At 34.4% G+C, this 19,400-nt stretch carries 21 protein-coding genes and 1 pseudogene; 7 read left to right on the forward strand and 15 right to left on the reverse strand.

All coding sequences use genetic code 11. The features are described from left to right. Positions 1-26: 26 nt before the first annotated feature. From CJF12_RS11200 to greA, 5 genes are all read right to left on the reverse strand, one after another. Complete coding sequence (locus CJF12_RS11200; protein WP_034686997.1) at positions 27-242, reverse strand: hypothetical protein; 216 nt, start codon at positions 240-242, stop codon at positions 27-29. A 5-nt stretch (positions 243-247) separates the two neighbouring features. Next, on the reverse strand, positions 248-2,227 hold the full coding sequence (locus CJF12_RS11205; protein ID WP_051887372.1) for a T9SS type A sorting domain-containing protein: 1,980 nt from the start codon (positions 2,225-2,227) through the stop codon (positions 248-250). 77 nt (positions 2,228-2,304) lie between these two features. Then, the gene (clpX, locus tag CJF12_RS11210; RefSeq protein ID WP_034686999.1) at positions 2,305-3,492 is read right to left on the reverse strand and encodes an ATP-dependent Clp protease ATP-binding subunit ClpX; all 1,188 of its coding nucleotides are present in this window, start codon (positions 3,490-3,492) and stop codon (positions 2,305-2,307) included. A 69-nt stretch (positions 3,493-3,561) separates the two neighbouring features. Then, on the reverse strand, positions 3,562-3,951 hold the full coding sequence (locus CJF12_RS11215; RefSeq protein ID WP_034687002.1) for an HIT family protein: 390 nt from the start codon (positions 3,949-3,951) through the stop codon (positions 3,562-3,564). Between the two features lie 48 nt (positions 3,952-3,999). Further along, positions 4,000-4,470: a transcription elongation factor GreA gene (greA, locus tag CJF12_RS11220; RefSeq protein WP_034687004.1), complete on the reverse strand. Its 471-nt coding sequence runs from the start codon at positions 4,468-4,470 to the stop codon at positions 4,000-4,002. A gap of 109 nt (positions 4,471-4,579) precedes the next feature. Here greA and CJF12_RS11225 point away from each other — a divergent pair, with 109 nt between their 5' ends. From CJF12_RS11225 to CJF12_RS11250, 6 genes are all read left to right on the forward strand, one after another. Beyond that, complete coding sequence (locus tag CJF12_RS11225) at positions 4,580-5,038, forward strand: hypothetical protein (protein ID WP_034687006.1); 459 nt, start codon at positions 4,580-4,582, stop codon at positions 5,036-5,038. A 4-nt stretch (positions 5,039-5,042) separates the two neighbouring features. Next, positions 5,043-5,492, forward strand: coding sequence for a D-aminoacyl-tRNA deacylase (gene dtd / locus CJF12_RS11230; RefSeq protein ID WP_034687008.1), 450 nt, complete (start codon positions 5,043-5,045; stop codon positions 5,490-5,492). A 59-nt stretch (positions 5,493-5,551) separates the two neighbouring features. Continuing rightward, positions 5,552-7,246, forward strand: coding sequence for a S8 family peptidase (locus CJF12_RS11235; RefSeq protein WP_051887373.1), 1,695 nt, complete (start codon positions 5,552-5,554; stop codon positions 7,244-7,246). Between the two features lie 322 nt (positions 7,247-7,568). Next, complete coding sequence (locus tag CJF12_RS11240) at positions 7,569-8,189, forward strand: hypothetical protein (protein ID WP_051887374.1); 621 nt, start codon at positions 7,569-7,571, stop codon at positions 8,187-8,189. Between the two features lie 93 nt (positions 8,190-8,282). Further along, the gene (locus CJF12_RS11245; protein ID WP_051887375.1) at positions 8,283-9,251 is read left to right on the forward strand and encodes a S8 family peptidase; all 969 of its coding nucleotides are present in this window, start codon (positions 8,283-8,285) and stop codon (positions 9,249-9,251) included. A gap of 109 nt (positions 9,252-9,360) precedes the next feature. Beyond that, the gene (locus CJF12_RS11250) at positions 9,361-10,698 is read left to right on the forward strand and encodes an IS1182 family transposase (protein ID WP_095591141.1); all 1,338 of its coding nucleotides are present in this window, start codon (positions 9,361-9,363) and stop codon (positions 10,696-10,698) included. Positions 10,699-10,840: 142 nt separating this feature from the next. Here CJF12_RS11250 and CJF12_RS11255 read toward each other — a convergent pair whose 3' ends face one another. The 9 genes from CJF12_RS11255 to CJF12_RS11295 form a co-directional block, all read right to left on the reverse strand. Continuing rightward, on the reverse strand, positions 10,841-11,353 hold the full coding sequence (locus CJF12_RS11255; protein ID WP_034688225.1) for a hypothetical protein: 513 nt from the start codon (positions 11,351-11,353) through the stop codon (positions 10,841-10,843). 48 nt (positions 11,354-11,401) lie between these two features. Continuing rightward, a complete protein-coding gene (locus tag CJF12_RS11260) occupies positions 11,402-11,941 on the reverse strand; it encodes a hypothetical protein (protein ID WP_034688228.1) in 540 nt (179 codons plus the stop codon). A 5-nt stretch (positions 11,942-11,946) separates the two neighbouring features. Next, positions 11,947-13,320, reverse strand: a complete 1,374-nt coding sequence (locus tag CJF12_RS11265) for a DUF4153 domain-containing protein (RefSeq protein ID WP_034688231.1) — start codon at positions 13,318-13,320, stop codon at positions 11,947-11,949. A gap of 7 nt (positions 13,321-13,327) precedes the next feature. After that, on the reverse strand, positions 13,328-13,813 hold the full coding sequence (locus CJF12_RS11270; RefSeq protein ID WP_034688234.1) for a Coq4 family protein: 486 nt from the start codon (positions 13,811-13,813) through the stop codon (positions 13,328-13,330). A 13-nt stretch (positions 13,814-13,826) separates the two neighbouring features. Continuing rightward, entirely contained in the window at positions 13,827-14,126 is a 300-nt protein-coding gene (locus CJF12_RS11275) for a hypothetical protein (RefSeq protein WP_034688237.1), read from the reverse strand. Between the two features lie 6 nt (positions 14,127-14,132). Then, entirely contained in the window at positions 14,133-14,972 is an 840-nt protein-coding gene (locus CJF12_RS11280) for a metallophosphoesterase (protein WP_034688240.1), read from the reverse strand. A gap of 62 nt (positions 14,973-15,034) precedes the next feature. Next, a complete protein-coding gene (locus CJF12_RS11285; RefSeq protein WP_034688244.1) occupies positions 15,035-15,325 on the reverse strand; it encodes a winged helix-turn-helix domain-containing protein in 291 nt (96 codons plus the stop codon). 51 nt (positions 15,326-15,376) lie between these two features. Beyond that, positions 15,377-15,994 (reverse strand): hypothetical protein, encoded by a 618-nt coding sequence (locus CJF12_RS11290; RefSeq protein WP_034688248.1) that lies wholly within the window; start codon positions 15,992-15,994, stop codon positions 15,377-15,379. Between the two features lie 110 nt (positions 15,995-16,104). Further along, complete coding sequence (locus CJF12_RS11295) at positions 16,105-16,869, reverse strand: enoyl-CoA hydratase/isomerase family protein (protein ID WP_034688249.1); 765 nt, start codon at positions 16,867-16,869, stop codon at positions 16,105-16,107. A gap of 379 nt (positions 16,870-17,248) precedes the next feature. Between CJF12_RS11295 and CJF12_RS11300 the strand changes: the two genes are divergently transcribed. After that, the gene (locus CJF12_RS11300) at positions 17,249-18,586 is read left to right on the forward strand and encodes an IS1182 family transposase (RefSeq protein WP_034681241.1); all 1,338 of its coding nucleotides are present in this window, start codon (positions 17,249-17,251) and stop codon (positions 18,584-18,586) included. 135 nt (positions 18,587-18,721) lie between these two features. Here CJF12_RS11300 and CJF12_RS11305 read toward each other — a convergent pair. After that, a pseudogene (locus CJF12_RS11305) lies at positions 18,722-19,393 on the reverse strand (SMUG2 DNA glycosylase family protein); the annotation flags it as partial. Positions 19,394-19,400 lie beyond the last annotated feature (7 nt).

Genomic DNA, 19,400 nt, shown 5'->3' on the forward strand with positions numbered 1-19,400 from the left:
AGAGTTTTTTTATTTTAATAAAATTTTTATATTTTTTGGCTTTTGTATTTTTTTGTGAAAAATACAATAAATGTCACTGCAACAATTGAAAGTGCATATACATACATATCAATTGGTGATGCCGCTCCTCCAGGAGTTACTCCACCTCCTCCACCTTCTTCACCTGGTCTAGGGGGTTGTGCATTAACTAGGAAAACAGCGAAAATAAAAAGAGGGTATATTAGTTTATTAATAGTCTTCATATGTGTTATTTTAGGATTTTGGTATTAACAGTTTCTCCTTTATCAGAAATAATTTTTACTATATAAGAATTTTTAATAGAATTATCTAATTCAATAACAAAATCTGAAGAGGTATTAACAGCTTTTTTAGAGATAACCTGCTTACCACTCATATCATAAACTTCGATATCTGCTTTTTTCCAATCTGGATCAAACCTTACAACATAATTGGTGATATCTGGATTGTATACTACCATTGTTCTTGAAGGCTTCACAGAAACTTCTGTAGCAGCTAGACTTCTTGCTGAAGAAATATTAGGTGCTCCATAATATAGACTGTATTCTGTATTTTCAACTGGAACAATTTCTCCTTGTTTAGCTTCTTTTACACTTCCGTTAGTAGCTTTATAATAAAAACCTACTCCAGAAGATAATTGGTGTGTTCCATTATCAACTACTTTACCATTTTCCCTTACTTCAAATCTAAGTGATTTTATAGTATTGCTGTAAAGTGCCATCATAACATTTTTCCCTTGGAAATCATTTTCATTAGCTTCGTTAATATATAACCAATACTTAGAAGAGAAATTATTATCATAACCTCCATTAAGACTTTCTTCAAAAGTACCTATAATATTAGAAGAGGCTGCTGTACTCTGAGCCATAGCTGTTAAAGAATTCCCTGTTGTTGCAGTAGGAAATACGGCATAATATGTTCTACCGATTTCATTTCCGGCCGCATTAAGTGCAATAACTCCTAATTGTTTAGTAGTTCCTGCGCTAGTATTTCTAGCCATACTTCTGCTAGCTGTAACATTATAATCTGTGGTAGCAGCTCTACCATTGTAGTTAAACCTTCTAAGGTTAGCAAGATTCAATACATCAGATTGGGTATTATCTTTCAATTTAATGGCAAAAGTTCCCATTGGTCTGATCACAGTATAATCAAGATCTCCTACCGGACCTCCATTAGTATCAAAAGTAATAAATTTATAACTTGTAGAACCCCCACCTGAATTAGGATTATACTGAACCCCAGAAACTTCGAGTCTTACTCCTTGAATATTAGTTAAATTAACTCCATCCCCATTAGCTCCTTCATTACGTGCAATATTGGTTAGGTCTAGATTTGTAAAAAATGGGTTTGAAAACTGATACCAGTTCTTACCAAAACTTCCTGTCCACGCTGTACCAACATGGAAGCCATCTTGAAGATAAGAGTTGTATCTTTCTCTGTAGCTATTGGTATTGGTACCATTGGTACCAAAATTTTTATTAGCACCAGCGCCATTTAACGTAAATGACATATTTTGATCACTCAATGGAACTCCTTTTACAGTACGTGTTTGAGTTAAATTAAGGCTACCCCCTCCCGCTCCAAAGATCCAGTATGCTGCTCCGGAAGTGATTTGACCAAATTTATCGGCACTAATATTTGTTAAATTAACAAACTGTACGTTAGTATTATCCCAATAAAGGATATCATTCTCTAAACGTCTGGTATTACTAAAACCTTTTCCTAATTCACTATTTAATGTATTAGCTGTCTTCCCAAAGAAAGGCATCCCTATTTGTTGATATTTTCCATGACTAACTTGTCTGAACTCTTCATCAACAAAACCTGTGATATTAGCTTGAGGAACACCGGTAATAAATAACTGCCCATAAGTGTATACTGGTGCATCCGTGGTGTTATTCGGATTTACAGATGCGTACGCGTTGGGTTCGTTAAGCTTGTTAACAAAGTTGTTTCCCGCGTTAGCTTCTGTTTTGTTAGAATTTGATGCATCTATCGTTCTAAATGCATCTGTAGATGATCCTGAAATCATGAAATTACCATGGTTTTCAATAGCACCATTAGCTTTCATTTGAACTCCTCCACCACTATAAACTAGCGTGCCCTTACTTACATACATATTAGCATTAGTGTCTACGTGACATAATATCTGCGCCTGAACAGAATAACTAATTGCTAAAAGACCTATAGCAAATAAACTTTTTCTCATTGTATAAATTATTTGTGTGTGTTAATACAATCTCACCCGCAAAGGTATGATTTTTTTCATAATAAAAAAAAATATTTCTATTTATTAATAATAATATTATCTTCTGTTAATATTATTTCTTTTTCCTCTCCGATTGCAAACATGTAGTCTTCAAGGACTTTTTCGGTAGTTCCTCTAAGACCTCTGGCCCCCAATCCTTTTTCAAGAGTCTCGTCTACAATTTTTTCAATTGCCCCGTCCGTGAATGCCAAATCCGTGCCATCCATTTTGAAAAGCTCCACAAATTGATTCACAATTGAGTTTTTAGGCTCTTTCATTATACGAACCATAGTTTCTTTTGTGAGCTTTTCAAGATAAGTTATGATTGGAAATCTTCCCAAAAGTTCGGGAATTAATCCGAAAGAACGAAGATCAATTGCATTAATGTTTGTTAATACATAATCATCTTCATCTACTTTATTAATTTTTTCAGAACTGAAACCAATTGCCTGTTTATTCATCCTTCTTTCAATGATCTCTTTTATTCCGTCGAAGGCTCCTCCAGCAATAAATAATATGTTTTGTGTATTGACCTGAATGTATTTTTGATCAGGATGTTTTCTTCCTCCCTGAGGTGGAACATTAACAATACTTCCTTCTAATAATTTTAATAATCCTTGCTGTACTCCCTCTCCTGAAACATCTCTTGTAATACTTGGATTATCTGATTTTCTTGCGATCTTATCGATTTCATCTATAAACACGATTCCTTTTTCCGCTTTCTCCACATCATAGTCAGCTACCATCAACAATCTGGATAAGATACTTTCAACATCTTCACCCACATAACCTGCTTCTGTTAAGATGGTAGCATCTACAATACAAAACGGAACATTCAGCTCTCTTGCAATTGTTTTTGCCAGTAACGTTTTTCCGGTACCTGTCTCACCAATCATAATAATATTGGATTTCTCCAGCTCAACTTCACGGTTTTCATCCTGAGCATGAAGTAATCTTTTATAATGGTTATATACAGCAATGGAAAGTTGCTTTTTTGCCTGATCCTGACCGATTACATATTGATTAAGAAATTCTTTAATCTCCTTAGGCTTTTTAAGAGCATCTATATTTTCTGCAGGTGAAAAGTCAGTCTTAGAAGCACTGTCTTTAACTATGGAATGAGCTTGCTCTATACAATTTTCACAAATAAAGCCGTTCTGACCAGAAATAAGCATCTGTACTTCATTTCTCTTTCTACCACAGAAAGAACACTGGTTTGAATTCATACTATTCTATAAATATATATATGTTAAAGAAAATCGTAAAAAATTTCTTTTTTACGATCTCTTATTTTGTTAAGAATTAATAATTGAGTTTTGAATCTCTGTATACTCTTCATGGGTTAATTTTAATCTCTCATTTCTGAAATTCATATCCTCCATTTTATTTAAAGGAATCAAATGAATATGGGCATGAGGGACTTCCAATCCTACTACCGCTACCCCAACTCTTACACAGGGAATAGCTGTTTTGATCTTTTTTGCGACTTCCTGAGTAAATCCCCATAGGTTTTTATACTCTTCACTTTCCAAATCAAAAATAAGATCTACTTCTTTTTTAGGAACTACCAAAGTATGTCCTTTCACTAAAGGCATTGCATCTAAAAAAGCAACAAAATTTTCATCTTCTGCAATTTTATATGAAGGAATTTCACCATTGATGATCTTTGTGAATATTGTACTCATTGTATTCTATTTTTTAGTCATGAATTAGAAGCAGTAAATCACATGATATTACAATGTAATTTCTAATACCTCAAAAGATAGTTTATTCCCGTTTGGTAAAACAATTTCAGCAGTTTCACCTACTACTTTACCTAATAGTCCTTTTGCAATAGGAGTATTTACGGAAATCCTTCCGCTTTTTAAATCACTTTCATTATCGGGAACCAAAGTAAATACCTGCTGTTGATTAGTAGCATTATTTTTAAGCTTCACAGTTGTTAAAATGGAAACTTTTGAAGTATCTAATTGGCTTTCATCTATAATTTTAGAAGTAGAAATAACATCTTTAAGTTTAGAAATTCTCATTTCAAGCATTCCTTGAGCTTCTTTAGCCGCATCATATTCTGCATTTTCGGACAAATCACCTTTGTCTCTTGCTTCTGCTATCTGCTGAGTAATCTTAGGTCTTTCCACAGTTTCTAACTGTTCCAGCTCAGCTTTCATTTTATCTAACCCCTCCTTTGTAACATAGCTTGCCATAATTTTCAAAATTTAGTTTTAGTATAAAAAAATAATCCGACATTTGTCGGACAATGTTTTCGTGTTGTAATCGTTTAATTTTTACAAATATATAAAAATTTAAATTGAAATGAAAAAAACTTTTTCAATCGTATCTATTTTCACACTATTGATAATCAGTGTTTTAAATATAAATTCTTGTGGAAGTCGGGAAGATACTGTCAGCTGTTTTCCCAGAACCCCTATCAACGTAAGTTTAAACCTTAATCTTCCTGCTTACTTTAATTTAACCCAACCTCAGGGCTGGATATATGTCAATGAGCAACAGTCGGGAACAAGAGGGCTCATCGTAGTCCGCAGATCAGATACCCAATTTATGGTATATGATAGAAACGCACCTCATCTTTGCCCGGATAGCAACACTACTCTTGAAGTAAAAGACAATATCAGTATTGTTTGTCCTAAAGATAATGCAACATGGATTTTACTTACAGGAAATCCTACCAACACTTCTGTAACTTCTCTTCCTCCAAAGACGTATCCTTATAATTATGACCCTGCAACCAGAGTTTTAAATATCTATTTTTAAAAAAATGAAAGTTGTTATACAAAGAGTTTCTGAAGCACAAGTAAAAGTAGAAGGAAAAGTTGTTGGTGAAATCAGCAAGGGATTTATGCTTCTCATAGGTATTGATGAAAATGATGAAAAAACGGATGCGGACTGGCTTGTGCAGAAAATTCTAAATCTTAGGGTTTTTAGTGATGCTGATGACAAACTTAATCTTTCGATAAAAGATATTACTGGTGAAATACTTTGCATCAGCCAGTTTACATTAATAGCTGATTATAAAAAAGGAAATCGCCCTTCTTTTATAAAAGCGGCAAAACCTGATCAGGCAATTCCTCTTTTTGAGTACTTTAAAGAAGAAATAGCCCAATCAGGATTAAAAACTGAAAGTGGTATTTTCGGTGCAGATATGAAAGTTTCCCTAATTAATGACGGCCCTGTAACGATTGTAATGGACAGCCACACAAAATCATAACGTATATTAATATTTGTTATATTTATTTAACCAAATACAACAAATATTAATATAAGCTTATGAAAAGAACATTCTTTATCTTATTGATTTTCTCTTTTGTGCTATCTTTTGGACAAAACAGAAAAGGACAATTTCAACTACAGAAAAACTCAAAATCGCATGCACTGTACGTTTGTTTTTCTTCATCTTCCAACTCTGATGACATTGTTGCAAATGCATTGAACACTAATCCTGCATTGAAGGAATTTGTTCAAAAAAACAATCTGTCATTTGTTTATGATCTCGGCTTTGATGATAGAAAGCTGAGCGAAATGACTGAGACAAGCAGAAAGAACAAAAATTCAGGAGAGTCGATAAAAAAGTTGAAGCGTATTTATAAGGTCGAAACAACACCTATAAAAGACAACGAAGGTATTTTAAAGTTAGCCCAAGGCTTTGAAAGGTTTCCAGAACTTGAGTATGCTTCGATATTAAGTAATGAACCTATTGAGCCACCATTCATTAAAACTTTTGTTGCAACTCCTGACCTGGAAGCTTCTCAAACGTATTTACTGAGTAATCCGGGAATCAATGTTAATTATGCATGGTCCAGAGGAATTAACGGTCAAAATATAAGGATTCGGGATGTGGAATATGGATTCCATAAATCTCACGAGATGTTGGTCAACAGAAATCCTATCCAGTTCGAAACCGGTATCCTACCAAATTCATCACTCACAAATCCCAACAGTAGTTATTATAACTATTTAGATCACGGAACAGCAGTGATGAGTATTCTAGGTTCTGCAAAAGATAATGTAGGCCTTTCCGGAACAGCTTACGGTGCGACAGAAATGAAGGGGTTCCTAGAGTGGACTACTTCATCATATAATAGGGTTGCTGCCGTATCAAGATCAATCAATGCTTCTCAGGCAGGTGATATCATTCTATATGAAATGCAGACCGGTGGTCAAAACTCAAATTATGTCCTTGCAGAGTATGATAACCTTATCTGGGATTTGACAAAGGCGGCAACCGATTCTGGAATTATAGTCATTGCCGCAGCCGGAAATGGAAATGAAAATTTAGATCATTCATTTTATTCTGCTTACAATGCAAGAGGAAATAGTGGAGCTATTGTAGTAGGTGCAGGAACCAATACGACTCAGCACTCAAAACTAAGTTTCAGTACCTATGGTTCAAGAGTAGATGTTCAGGGTTGGGGACAAAATGTTCTAGCTGCAGGCTATGGAGGTTGGGCTAAATATGATAATGACAACAACAGAACTTATACGATGTTTAGTGGAACAAGCTCAGCTACACCCATTGTTGCTTCAGCTGCTATACTGATTCAATCTTTTAATTTGCAACAAACAGGACAGTACCTGACTCCTTCTGAAATGAGAAGTCTTTTAATCAATACGGGAATTCCACAGGGTGGCAATCTATCGACAAAGATAGGACCTCTTCCTAATATCAAGGCGGCAATAGAGTTCCTGGAAAGCAAACGAAATGTTCTTTCATCAAAGAATTTGATTTCAGCACCATTAGAAATTAAAATATACCCTAATCCGGCATCGAATTATATTTCTGTTCGAAATTCTGAAAATAAAGATATTAGTTTTGAAATCTTTACTATAACGGGACAACAGGTTTTAAAAGGGGTAACATCAACCGATAAAAGATTAGACATTTCACATCTGCCTAAGGGTAATTATCTCATTAATGCTTCCGACGGTAAAAGAAGAATTGTTGAAAAGCTGATGAAAAAGTAAAATAAAAATGTCTCTCAAGTTTTTGAGAGACATTTTTATTAATAGAAGCTGACCTACTTTAAAAGCTTAATAAAGAACTAAACAAACAACCTACTAAAGCGTAGTATTTTTTGTGATCATCTTTTTTGACTTTGATAACCAATACCTTAAACAGAAAATTATGAACCTAACATTCAAGATATTTACGAAATAATTTAAATTAACCTCAAAAAAACCATCAATCTTTAAACGCAAACAAACAATTATTATGAATAATTTATAAAAACAGCTAATTAAATGTTATTTTCATTAGTTTTACATTAAACATTAAATAAAAACACTTATGAAAGAAAAAATCTTTATCCTATCGATTTTCTGTTTCCTACTATCTTTTGGACAAAGTAGAAAAGGACAGTTTCAATTAGAAAAAACATCAAATTCTCACTCTCTCTATGTTTCTTTTTCTAAAAAACAGAATACCAATGATATCATCAATGATGCATTAAAAAACAACCCTGCATTTAAAGAATTTATTAGTAAAAATGAAATATCATTTGTTAGTAATCTTGGTTTCAGTGACAGAAAAATAAATGAAATGATTGAGGCCAGTAGAAAAAACAAAAAATCAGGAGAATCAATTGAGAAATTGAAACGAATTTACCGGGTAGAAGTCCCAATAAAAGACAATGAAGGCATTTTACGGCTTGCGAAAGGCCTGGAAGCCTTTCCTGAAGTAGAATATGTATCCATCATAAGCAATGAGCCTATCACTCCTCCGTATATTAGTAATTCTAATACTACACCTGATTTAGAAAATCAACAGACCTACCTGTTAGATAATCCAGGGATCAATGTCAATTATGCATGGTCAAGAGGAATTACCGGCCACAATGTAAGGGTACGAGATGTTGAATATGGCTTTCATAAGACTCATGAAATGTTATTTGACAGAAATGCTATATAGTTAGAGAATGGAATACTACCCAACCAACTATTAACTGACTCAACTAGTGCTTATTATAACTTTCTTGATCACGGAACTGCAGTGATGAGTATTATGGGCTCGGCAAAAGATAATATCGGGATTTCCGGAACAGCATACAATGCCAATGAATATATAGGCTTCCTTGAGTGGACGACTAATGGATATGACAGAGTAGCTGCTGTAACCAGATCCATTAACGCTTCTCAGGCTGGTGACATCATTCTGTATGAAATGCAAACTGGAGGACAAGGCTCCAATTTTGTACCTGCAGAATATACCAACGTTATTTGGGATTTAACAAAAGCTGCAACCGATTCTGGAATTATCATCATTGCAGCTGCAGGAAATGGAAATGAAAATTTAGACGATCCATTTTATGCAGATTATAACGCAAGAGGAAATAGCGGGGCCATTATTGTAGGAGCAGGAACGAGCTCTCCTCAGCACTCAAAATTATCTTTTAGCACTTATGGATCCAGGTTAGATGTTCAGGGCTGGGGGCACAATGTCTTATCTGCAGGTTATGGATTCTGGGCTAAATATAATAATGATAAGGACAGAACCTATATGATGTTTAGTGGGACGAGCTCAGCAACCCCCATCGTTGCTTCTGCTGCTATACTCATTCAGTCTTATTACTTTCAAAAGACAGGACAATATATGAGCCCTGCTGAAATGAAAGCCCTGCTGATTAATACGGGAATCCCTCAAGGGGGTAATCTGACAACAAAAATAGGACCTCTCCCTAATATTAAAGCTGCAATAGAGCATTTGGACACTACTCTCTCTATTAAGAACACTACTTTAAAACCTTTAAAAATAGAAGTGTATCCGAATCCATCTTCCAATTACATTTCTGTACGAAGTCCGGAAAACAAAAACATCAACTTTGAGATCATTAGTATGACAGGCCAATCTGTTTTAAAAAGCACGACTTCATCTGATAAAAAAATAGATATTTCTCATCTACCAAACGGGACTTATCTTATTAATGCTACTGATCAACAGAGAAGAGTGGTAGAAAAATTCATCAAGGAGTAAATGAGCCAACTCAATAATAAAAAGAGGCTGTCTCAAAAGAGATAGCCTTTTTTATGCAAAAAGGAAAGCTTTCGCTTTCCTAATAGTTGCAAATTGATTAATTTGCATTGTGTTAAGTACGTCAAAAGTAGTCTTTAAAGATTACACCCCCAAAGAAAATCTGCTTTTTCCTCCCAATTTATCGGAGTTGATTGATGAGCGACATCCTGTGAAAATTGTTTCAAACATTATTGATGGCTTGGATATCAAAAGCTTAATTAAAACCTACAAACCTGGCGGAACATCTTGCTACCACCCGAAAATGCTTTTGAAAGTTTTGATTTATGGCTATTTAAGCAATATCTATTCAAGCCGCAAAATGGAGCAGGCCTTGAAAGAAAACATCCATTTTATGTGGCTCTCTGCAATGAGCCGTCCCGATCATAACACCTTAAACAGGTTCCGTAGTGAACGATTGAAAGGTGAGATTAAAGCTATTTTCACACAAATTGTTCTTCTTTTGGAAAAGGAAGGTTTGGTAAGTCTGAAAACCACTTTTGTAGATGGCACCAAGATAGAAGCCAATGCCAATCGCTATACTTTTGTTTGGGGAAGAGCTGTCAAAAAACACAAAGAAAGGATTGCAGAGCAATTAGAAGAGCTTTGGAACTATGCAGAAACAGTTGCCAAAGACGAGCTTGAAAATACAGAAAGTATTGATTTTAAAGAAGTAGATTCTGAAAAAGTAACTCAAACCATCGAAAAGATCAATGAAGTTTTGAAAGATAAAAAAGTAGCTTCAAAAGTTCGTCAGAAACTGAATTATGCTAAGAAAAACTGGGCAGATAATTTAGAGAAATATAAAAAACAGCAAGAATTATTAGAAGATAGAAATTCCTATTCCAAAACCGATACAGACGCTACTTTTATGCGAATGAAGGAGGATCATATGCGAAACGGACAACTAAAACCCGCTTACAATCTACAAATTTCTACCCATAGACAATTCATTTTACATTATTCAATTCATCCCAACCCAACAGACACCAAAACATTAGCGACTCATTTACTGGGTTTTGAAGAAAGCTATCATAAAGCTCCCAAAGAGCTTGTTGCTGATGCTGGTTATGGCTCAGAAGAAAATTACAACTTGTTAAAATCTAAGAAAATAAAAGCTTATGTTAAATATAATTACTTCAGAAAAGATCAGAAATCGGGACAAATAACCACTTCACAAAACAATCCTAAATTGGCAAAAATCAGAGAAAAGGTTTTCAAACTTCTTAATACCAGCAAGGGCATCAAACTCAGAAAACAAAGATGCCATGATATTGAACCTGTTTTTGCAGAGCTCAAACACAACAAAAATTTTAAACGATTCATGCTTCGGGGAAAAAATAAAGTCGAGGTAGAAATCGGCATACTCGCAATTGCCCACAATCTAAAGAAAATGTCAAAAGCAGCCTAAAACAGACTGCTTTTTTGACTTAGATCTTCTTTTTTCCAAGATATTTTTTTTATTCAAAATATCGAAATCTTTTTTCAATGAAATACTAAAAAGAGACTGTCCTTTTGAGACAGCCTCTTTCTTTAAATAAACTTTTATAAAACTAATTCGCAGGAATACTGCTGAAATTAAGTGCAATTTTAAGGTTCATATCTGAACTTGTCTGATTTTTAAGTTCATAAACCGTTCTTACCGTTACTCCGTTGCTTTTCACCACTTCATCCAGGAAGCCATTATTATTTAAATCTAAATTTAAACTTGAACTATTGGATGAAATATTTGAACGGGAAGCCACCAGCTTTTCTCCTGTTCCATTTGAGGAAATATATACTTTAATCGTTTTCAAAGCGCTTAAATTACCACCTGCCGGAGAAACTACGGAAATTTTAGCATCCGCAAGCCGTACATCTTTAATCTTTGCATTATTATTCCCCCCAAACCAGGTCTGTACATTAGAAGCTGTAGCTGTAGAAGAAACTTCTTTATCAGCAGGCACTCCTGTGGATATCAAAACATTGGCTGTATAAGGAAATGTATTCTGAACTAATGACTGTACTGTTCCACAACTTACCAATGCGGCTGAACCTATTATGGCTGTTAAAAATATATTTTTCATAACTGTAAATCTTATTGAATAGATACCTTACAGAAACTATACCAAAGATTATTCTACACTTACTGAAAAACTACCCTTCGTATTTCCCGAAGCCATATTGCTTTTCCCTATAATTAGCCAAACCTCTCCTTTTTCCGGAATCTTGTATGATATATCTCTGCCAAACGGGCCGTCATATTCTCCATTCGGTAATTTAATCTGATTAAACCGGATATTAAATTCTTTTTCTTTAGTAGACAAAGAGGCTTTAAGATCAGGTTTATCATAGTTGGTAATTTTTAAAACTAATTCCTGATTATCTTTTGTAAACTGCTCCCCAACAGTAAAAGGAAGCTGAGAGGCGTCAGCAGTTCTTATAATCTGTCCCTCTTTTACATTTCTCATCACACCTTTTTTTAAAACATGTTTGGTAACAGGAGAATTGTTAATAAGGGAATCTTTTTTTCTTATTGCGGCAGAATCTATTGATGATTCAGCACTAGGTTGTTCAGTAACCATGATCGAATCTTTAGGAGCTGTTTCAGTGGTATTTGGTTCTTTTTTACAAGAAATAATAATCAATGGGATCAGCAATAAGGACTTTTTCATAATAGTTATTCTTTTAATGTTTCGTAGTAAAGTATTTTAGAAAGAAAAGTCTGTGACTTTTGTTCTTTTAATTTATTTATAATCTGTTTTTTTAATACTAAATCACCTTTTTCTTTGGCATATTCAAGCATACATTTTTCATTGAAATTAATTTCGGTCATATGATAATCAACCATAAAATTATTTCGTTTCATATTCTGAGTCGTTATAAAACCGCCCCAGTTGATATAACTACAAGCCAAAATTGTTCCATAAAGATACCATACCATCGTATTGAACAGGAATGCATTTCTCTTTTTTCTCTGAATTTTAACAAAGGTCATTGCCAGACCGATGAATGATAAAACCAAAAAGCCGTAAACTCCCAGTCTTTTGTACGTAAATCCATAATGGATAATATATTCTGAATTTTTCAATAGAGCTGAAAGGATCAGCACTCCATTAAGAAGAATCCAAACCTTGGCCAAAACTTTAAGCAAGCCTGCTTTAGGATCAAAATTGAAACCGGATTTAAAATAAAACATAATCACCAGGATTGCCATTATGATGGATATGATTACAGCATTAACTCTTTCGTGAGTTTCTTCCGATAACTGGCCTGGCGTTTTAGTGACCTGATAAAACTGCTCATAATTGTAAGTAGCAATGAAAAAAATCAATAAAATATTCAGAGAAAAAAAGGAAATCACCCCGCTCATTCTTTCCACGTCTAAATCAAGAAAGGAATACGTAGCCCTAGGCACCTTATTTCTATCCTGAAATTGATCATCCAGAATATAATTTTGCTTATAAACGAGTTTTTCTACTGAATAATTCCAATAATTGAAAGCTATAAAAATTCCTAAAACCGTTATACAGAACAATTGCCAAAAATTAACATCCCATTCAAAATCTGTAAAAAGACTTGCGAAATGGTCACTTCCCACAGAATAGATTCCAAAGAAAACTGAAATCAGCAATAAGGGAATGAATACAAAGGCTAAAATTTTCTGCCATAAACCGGAGACACTTCTTTTTGGAAGCCATTGATCAAAACTGAAAAAACGACAAAGAAATGTGAAGCTGTTGATTATAAAGACCGGAATCAGTAAAAGGATTTTCATTCTTTTATTCTTTGATCTGTAGGATAATAACAGCAACGAACTCGTTATTGCCAGAAACGAAGGGAAATCCCCATACCAGGCAAAAGCCACACTGGATAAAATACTGGTTAAGAACAAGGCCTGAAATATTCTGGTTCTATTTTTTTCAGGCGTTTTGTATCCTGTAAGCAAGGTATAAATAATTCCTAAAATTCCTAGATTCAATCCTACATCTTCGTTGTAAAATAAAATGATAAACAAAGCTGTAGTGGTAAGTATATAATGATGTGTTTTCATAAGAGTATTAAAAATGAGTTATTGTATGTTTTTGTTGGATAAAATCTTTCAAATGTTCAAAATTCTGCCATAGCAAAGATTCAAAGTCCCAATGATAAAAAGGCCTCATATCTTTTCCTTTCTTAAATGCATTCACATACATTGTGATGTACTCAGGAAGAATTAAGGTTCCTAAAATGATTGCCGCAAGGAGATGGGCGTTGGTTTTTCCATTTCCAAGCAGTAAATATTGCATTGCAATTTCCTCTTCGAATTGAGTTCCACATCCAGTAATCAGATGATGCACATCGTGATTTTCCATTTTGGGAATCATAGTAAAGCCATTACGCTGATAGAATTCACCCAATTTCCTTCCCAAAGAGTCTGATTGAAATTCAAGCAACTGTTGCTGACTAAATTGCCACTGCCTTTTTTTCTTTTTAAAAAATTTTCGATAGAGTTTTTGCGTTTTTTCATATACAAAAAGTAAGAAGCGTATCCGTAATTTTTTCATAGTTTATATTATTTTAATTTTGAATAAGATGTATTCCGATGATGGCATAAAGAATAGCAGCCGGGATATTGATCAGAAGAATACCAATTGACTTCAAGCAGACATTAAGTTGAGATTGATGTATAAAGCCATAAATCAACAATCCCAGTATTACTAAAAGGTTAAGCACAGAACCAAAAAAGAGTAGGGTAAAGCCTGTCGCAGCAAACACCTCTTCTTTTGTTATCATATAACCGAAAAGACATATATTTCCTAATAAAAATGAACATCCGAATACACACTTTCCCAGGTTTAAAATCTCTTTATCTTTCATTCTTATTTAGGCTTGGGTTAAAGTAAAAACAGTTATTTCCGGACGAACCATAAATCTAACCTGATAAGAATGTCCGATAGCCCTGTTAATGTAGAGCATTCTCCCATCCTCTAAATCGATTTCTCCGGAAACATATCGTTTGTTTTCCACCGGGAGAATAGGCGTAATTACTCCGGGAATTCTGCATTGTCCACCATGGGTATGCCCGCTGAGAATCCATCCCTGATAATGATTCCAGATGTCGATATCGCACACATCAGGATTATGGCAAAGAACAAGATTCGCTTTAGAAGGATTATAGTCTTTCATAACCTTCATAGGATTAAAATTGGGAGAACATAGGTCTTCAAATCCTATAAAGTTCAAGCCATGTATTTCTTTCTGCTCATTATTGAGCATCTCGATTCCAAAATCTTTTAAAATGCTACAGATTCTCCGGGAAAGTATAACATCTTTCCATTGTGGACCGTAATCATGATTTCCTAAAATCCCAAACGTTCCCAGACTACCGTAAACAGCCTCCTCCATTACTGTTCTCAGGTCATTTTGTTCCTGAAGAGTTCCATGATTAACAAAATCTCCGGTGTACACAACAAAATCAGGATTATAGCTTTTCGCTTTTTGAAAAGACTCAATGAGAAAGTTCCAGTCAAAACGGTTTCCAACATGCAAATCTGAAATCTGCATCAGCCTCTTTCCTTCCAGATGATTCGGAAGATTTTTGACAGGTAGTTTCCTTTGAACAAATTCTACCCAAAACGGTTCTACTTGCCAGGAGTATAGTGCAGGAAAAGCTCCCAACACTGAAACCTGAAATAATCTTTTTAAAAAAGTTTTTCTATTCATTATATTCCTATTAATACAAAGAACTTTGAATTACAAAGTAAATTTTCAAAAAAATATAGAGACTATCTCCCTATTAATTTTTCTAATGCATCCAGATGCTCTGTAAAAGCCTGCCTTCCGCTTTGAGTAACCCGATAAGAAGTCTTGGGCTTCTTGCCTACAAATTCTTTTTTGATTTCAATATAAGCAGCTTTCTCCAAAGCATTGCTATGACTGGCCAGATTACCATCAGTAATCTCCAACAAGTTTTTCATCTCTGAAAAATCAACCCAGTCGTTCACCATAAGAACAGACATAATGCCCAATCTTACACGACTTTCAAATTCTTTGTTAAGTTGATTTATTTTAATCATAGCGAGATAGTAATTGACAGGAGAAGGATTCCGGCCTGCAAATTTATATTTTTATTTATACTTTTTATGCATAATCAGTCCGTAAACAATGTGTAGAACACCAAAACCTATACTCCAGGCTATCAACCCCCACCCTAGAAAAAATAATGAAAGCAACCCTAGCACGATTTGGCAATATCCTAAATATTTGACATCCGTCAACGTATACCTTTCAGCATTCACCAGTGCCAATCCATAAAAAATCAGAGTAGCGGGTGCAATCAGTGGAAAAAGATGATGATATAAAAGCCCCAGACACACGATACCTCCAGTTACCAAAGGAATTGAGAATGTTATCAAAAGACGCCTTGTCGTCGCATCCCATATTTTCAATCCTTTCTTTTTACTTTTATTTGCCGTAAAAAAATAGCCACTAAGCAGTGCAACAAATAAAATCAAAGTTCCTACAATCATTAATTCTCGTACCAAGGAAGCACTATAAATATTACGATCGCCATCAAAATAATCAATGCCCTCCCTTTTAAAAACAAAATAAACATACACCGCTCCACTGAGAGCCGCTAACCCCGCAAAAACACCGGATAGTCCACTTAATGAGATAAATCTAGAGGAACGCTCCATCATAGAACGAATATGTGATAGATCTTCGTGATAATTTTTAGTATCCATATAAAGAACTTTGAAATACAAAGTTATAAATTATTTTCAATTCTCAAAATTTTTCACAAAAAAAAGCTACTGAAAAAATCAATAGCTTCATTTATTATCCTTTTTTAAACTTATTTTGCTCTTAGCCTTTCTTTAATAGATTCTATATTCTTTTTTGCAGAATCTTCCAGAATCAGGCTGGCACTCATATGAATTCTGGCAGGCATTAATTCATTAAAATGATCGGTTCCTTCCCAGGATACTTTTTTAATCAATGCTAAGGCATCACTACTTCTGGAAGCCAATGTTTGTAAAAATTTATCCAGCTTAGCATCCATTTCTTCAATATTATCAGAAACAGAATGGTATATATTATGTTGTTCTGCCCATTCTGCTGATCTGAAATCAGCATCAATTGCCATTGCAGAAAACTGAGATTTTCCTATTTTCCTTTCTACATAAGGCCCTATAACAAACGGACCAATCCCTAAGTTAATTTCTGTAAGTGCTAATGCTGAATCTTTTGTTGCAAAACAGTAATCAGCTCCACAGGCAATTCCTACGCCGCCGCCTGTTGTTTTCCCCTGGACTCTTACTACCACTATTTTACCGCAATTTCTCATCGCATTCAAAACCTTCGCAAAACCACCAAAAAACTGAGTAGAAGCTTCTAATTCTTCAATAGCTAAAAGCTCGTCAAAACTTGCTCCGGCACAAAAAGCTTTCTCTCCTTCACTTTTCACCAAGATGGCTTTTACTTCATCTTTTGCTCCCTCTTCTAAAAGAGTCTTAGCCAGTTTCTCTAAAATCACTCCTGGAAGAGCATTACTTTTAGGTGTTCCGAAAGTAATTACGGCAATATTATTTTTAAGTTCTGATGCTACAAATTCGTTCATTTTTAAATTATATTGGATTTACACAAAAATACTAAATAAGCTTCTTTCAGAGAAAAATAAAACCAATTATTAAAACCATAAAAATCATGAATACGTAGAAATACGGAATGAACAATTTGGTACTTTCTACGCTACCCTCATTCTTCTTGAAATTGTTACTTTGAAACATCATTAAAAACTCTTCCCGATCTTATGTAAGATCAAAAAAGAAAAGGTACGATGTCCAACTCATAACCATGAAAACTTTCTTACATGATCGTACCATCAGATAGATTCTAATACACGAATGGAAAGAGGCTGTCTCAAAAGAGATAGCCTTTTTTATGCAAAAAGGAAAGCTTTCGCTTTCCTAATAGTTGCAAATTGATTAATTTGCATTGTGTTAAGTACGTCAAAAGTAGTCTTTAAAGATTACACCCCCAAAGAAAATCTGCTTTTTCCTCCCAATTTATCGGAGTTGATTGATGAGCGACATCCTGTGAAAATTGTTTCAAACATTATTGATGGCTTGGATATCAAAAGCTTAATTAAAACCTACAAACCTGGCGGAACATCTTGCTACCACCCGAAAATGCTTTTGAAAGTTTTGATTTATGGCTATTTAAGCAATATCTATTCAAGCCGCAAAATGGAGCAGGCCTTGAAAGAAAACATCCATTTTATGTGGCTCTCTGCAATGAGCCGTCCCGATCATAACACCTTAAACAGGTTCCGTAGTGAACGATTGAAAGGTGAGATTAAAGCTATTTTCACACAAATTGTTCTTCTTTTGGAAAAGGAAGGTTTGGTAAGTCTGAAAACCACTTTTGTAGATGGCACCAAGATAGAAGCCAATGCCAATCGCTATACTTTTGTTTGGGGAAGAGCTGTCAAAAAACACAAAGAAAGGATTGCAGAGCAATTAGAAGAGCTTTGGAACTATGCAGAAACAGTTGCCAAAGACGAGCTTGAAAATACAGAAAGTATTGATTTTAAAGAAGTAGATTCTGAAAAAGTAACTCAAACCATCGAAAAGATCAATGAAGTTTTGAAAGATAAAAAAGTAGCTTCAAAAGTTCGTCAGAAACTGAATTATGCTAAGAAAAACTGGGCAGATAATTTAGAGAAATATAAAAAACAGCAAGAATTATTAGAAGATAGAAATTCCTATTCCAAAACCGATACAGACGCTACTTTTATGCGAATGAAGGAGGATCATATGCGAAACGGACAACTAAAACCCGCTTACAATCTACAAATTTCTACCCATAGACAATTCATTTTACATTATTCAATTCATCCCAACCCAACAGACACCAAAACATTAGCGACTCATTTACTGGGTTTTGAAGAAAGCTATCATAAAGCTCCCAAAGAGCTTGTTGCTGATGCTGGTTATGGCTCAGAAGAAAATTACAACTTGTTAAAATCTAAGAAAATAAAAGCTTATGTTAAATATAATTACTTCAGAAAAGATCAGAAATCGGGACAAATAACCACTTCACAAAACAATCCTAAATTGGCAAAAATCAGAGAAAAGGTTTTCAAACTTCTTAATACCAGCAAGGGCATCAAACTCAGAAAACAAAGATCCCATGATGTTGAACCTGTTTTTGCAGAGCTCAAACACAACAAAAATTTTAAACGATTCATGCTTCGGGGAAAAAATAAAGTCGAGGTAGAAATCGGCATACTCGCAATTGCCCACAATCTAAAGAAAATGTCAAAAGCAGCCTAAAACAGACTGCTTTTTTGACTTATATCTTCTTTTTTCCAAGATATTTTTTTTATTCAAAATATCGAAATCTTTTTTCAATGAAATACTAAAAAGAGACTGTCCTTTTGAGACAGCCTCTTTTTTTTTTAAGGCTAAAATATATTTATCAATATACAATTGTTTTTCTTTCGATTTATACTGCTGTATATACCTCGGATGTTCCAACACTGTCATCCTATCAAAAAGCTTTGCTTCTTTATTAAGTTTTGAAATAAAATCGGCATTTTTCTTTCCCATGATAAAAACTTCTGAAGTATCCAGATTTAAGCTGATGTGCTTTTTTAAAGAATCAATCATAAAATCTTTTACATCTTCAAATAGTCTTTTATCATCATAATAATTGGCATTCAGCCAACCATTTTTTGATTTTCTTACAATAGCCAACGGAAACGGTGAGTTGATATAAAAATCCTTGTAAAATTCATCTGCTCCACCATACTCATGGATCATATCGTAAACAAAAACAGAAGAGACTTCATGAGTACGAGCAGATTTCATTTCAATATCACAAACACTACTCAATCTTTTTGTATCTGTAAAAGGAACCCCCGTAACCCCAGCTCCATGTCTGCTTGGATTGATTCCAATCAGTAATTTCCGTTGGTCTAAGTCATTGTAGTATTTATGATAAAATTTCTGCATGACCTCCATCGTTTCAGGATTATCCAGATAAGGATTCAATACCTCGAACCCATCCGGCAGGTTTCCCACATATTTTAAATTCCGATTAAATTCAATGACTTTATCAGCAAAAGTTATATTTTCCATCTCAAAT

Source organism: Chryseobacterium piperi (assembly GCF_002285635.2).
GTDB lineage: Bacteria > Bacteroidota > Bacteroidia > Flavobacteriales > Weeksellaceae > Chryseobacterium > Chryseobacterium piperi.

Excerpts from the sequence above, each read along its gene's own strand:
- CJF12_RS11200 (WP_034686997.1), bottom strand. The coding sequence starts at position 242 with ATGAAGACTATTAATAAACTAATATACCCTCTTTTTATTTTCGCTGTT.
- CJF12_RS11205 (WP_051887372.1), bottom strand. The coding sequence starts at position 2,227 with ATGAGAAAAAGTTTATTTGCTATAGGTCTTTTAGCAATTAGTTATTCT.
- clpX (WP_034686999.1), bottom strand. The coding sequence starts at position 3,492 with ATGAATTCAAACCAGTGTTCTTTCTGTGGTAGAAAGAGAAATGAAGTA.
- CJF12_RS11215 (WP_034687002.1), bottom strand. The coding sequence starts at position 3,951 with ATGAGTACAATATTCACAAAGATCATCAATGGTGAAATTCCTTCATAT.
- greA (WP_034687004.1), bottom strand. The coding sequence starts at position 4,470 with ATGGCAAGCTATGTTACAAAGGAGGGGTTAGATAAAATGAAAGCTGAG.
- CJF12_RS11225 (WP_034687006.1), top strand. The coding sequence starts at position 4,580 with ATGAAAAAAACTTTTTCAATCGTATCTATTTTCACACTATTGATAATC.
- dtd (WP_034687008.1), top strand. The coding sequence starts at position 5,043 with ATGAAAGTTGTTATACAAAGAGTTTCTGAAGCACAAGTAAAAGTAGAA.
- CJF12_RS11235 (WP_051887373.1), top strand. The coding sequence starts at position 5,552 with ATGAAAAGAACATTCTTTATCTTATTGATTTTCTCTTTTGTGCTATCT.
- CJF12_RS11240 (WP_051887374.1), top strand. The coding sequence starts at position 7,569 with ATGAAAGAAAAAATCTTTATCCTATCGATTTTCTGTTTCCTACTATCT.
- CJF12_RS11245 (WP_051887375.1), top strand. The coding sequence starts at position 8,283 with ATGGGCTCGGCAAAAGATAATATCGGGATTTCCGGAACAGCATACAAT.
- CJF12_RS11255 (WP_034688225.1), bottom strand. The coding sequence starts at position 11,353 with ATGAAAAATATATTTTTAACAGCCATAATAGGTTCAGCCGCATTGGTA.
- CJF12_RS11260 (WP_034688228.1), bottom strand. The coding sequence starts at position 11,941 with ATGAAAAAGTCCTTATTGCTGATCCCATTGATTATTATTTCTTGTAAA.
- CJF12_RS11265 (WP_034688231.1), bottom strand. The coding sequence starts at position 13,320 with ATGAAAACACATCATTATATACTTACCACTACAGCTTTGTTTATCATT.
- CJF12_RS11270 (WP_034688234.1), bottom strand. The coding sequence starts at position 13,813 with ATGAAAAAATTACGGATACGCTTCTTACTTTTTGTATATGAAAAAACG.
- CJF12_RS11275 (WP_034688237.1), bottom strand. The coding sequence starts at position 14,126 with ATGAAAGATAAAGAGATTTTAAACCTGGGAAAGTGTGTATTCGGATGT.
- CJF12_RS11280 (WP_034688240.1), bottom strand. The coding sequence starts at position 14,972 with ATGAATAGAAAAACTTTTTTAAAAAGATTATTTCAGGTTTCAGTGTTG.
- CJF12_RS11285 (WP_034688244.1), bottom strand. The coding sequence starts at position 15,325 with ATGATTAAAATAAATCAACTTAACAAAGAATTTGAAAGTCGTGTAAGA.
- CJF12_RS11290 (WP_034688248.1), bottom strand. The coding sequence starts at position 15,994 with ATGGATACTAAAAATTATCACGAAGATCTATCACATATTCGTTCTATG.
- CJF12_RS11295 (WP_034688249.1), bottom strand. The coding sequence starts at position 16,869 with ATGAACGAATTTGTAGCATCAGAACTTAAAAATAATATTGCCGTAATT.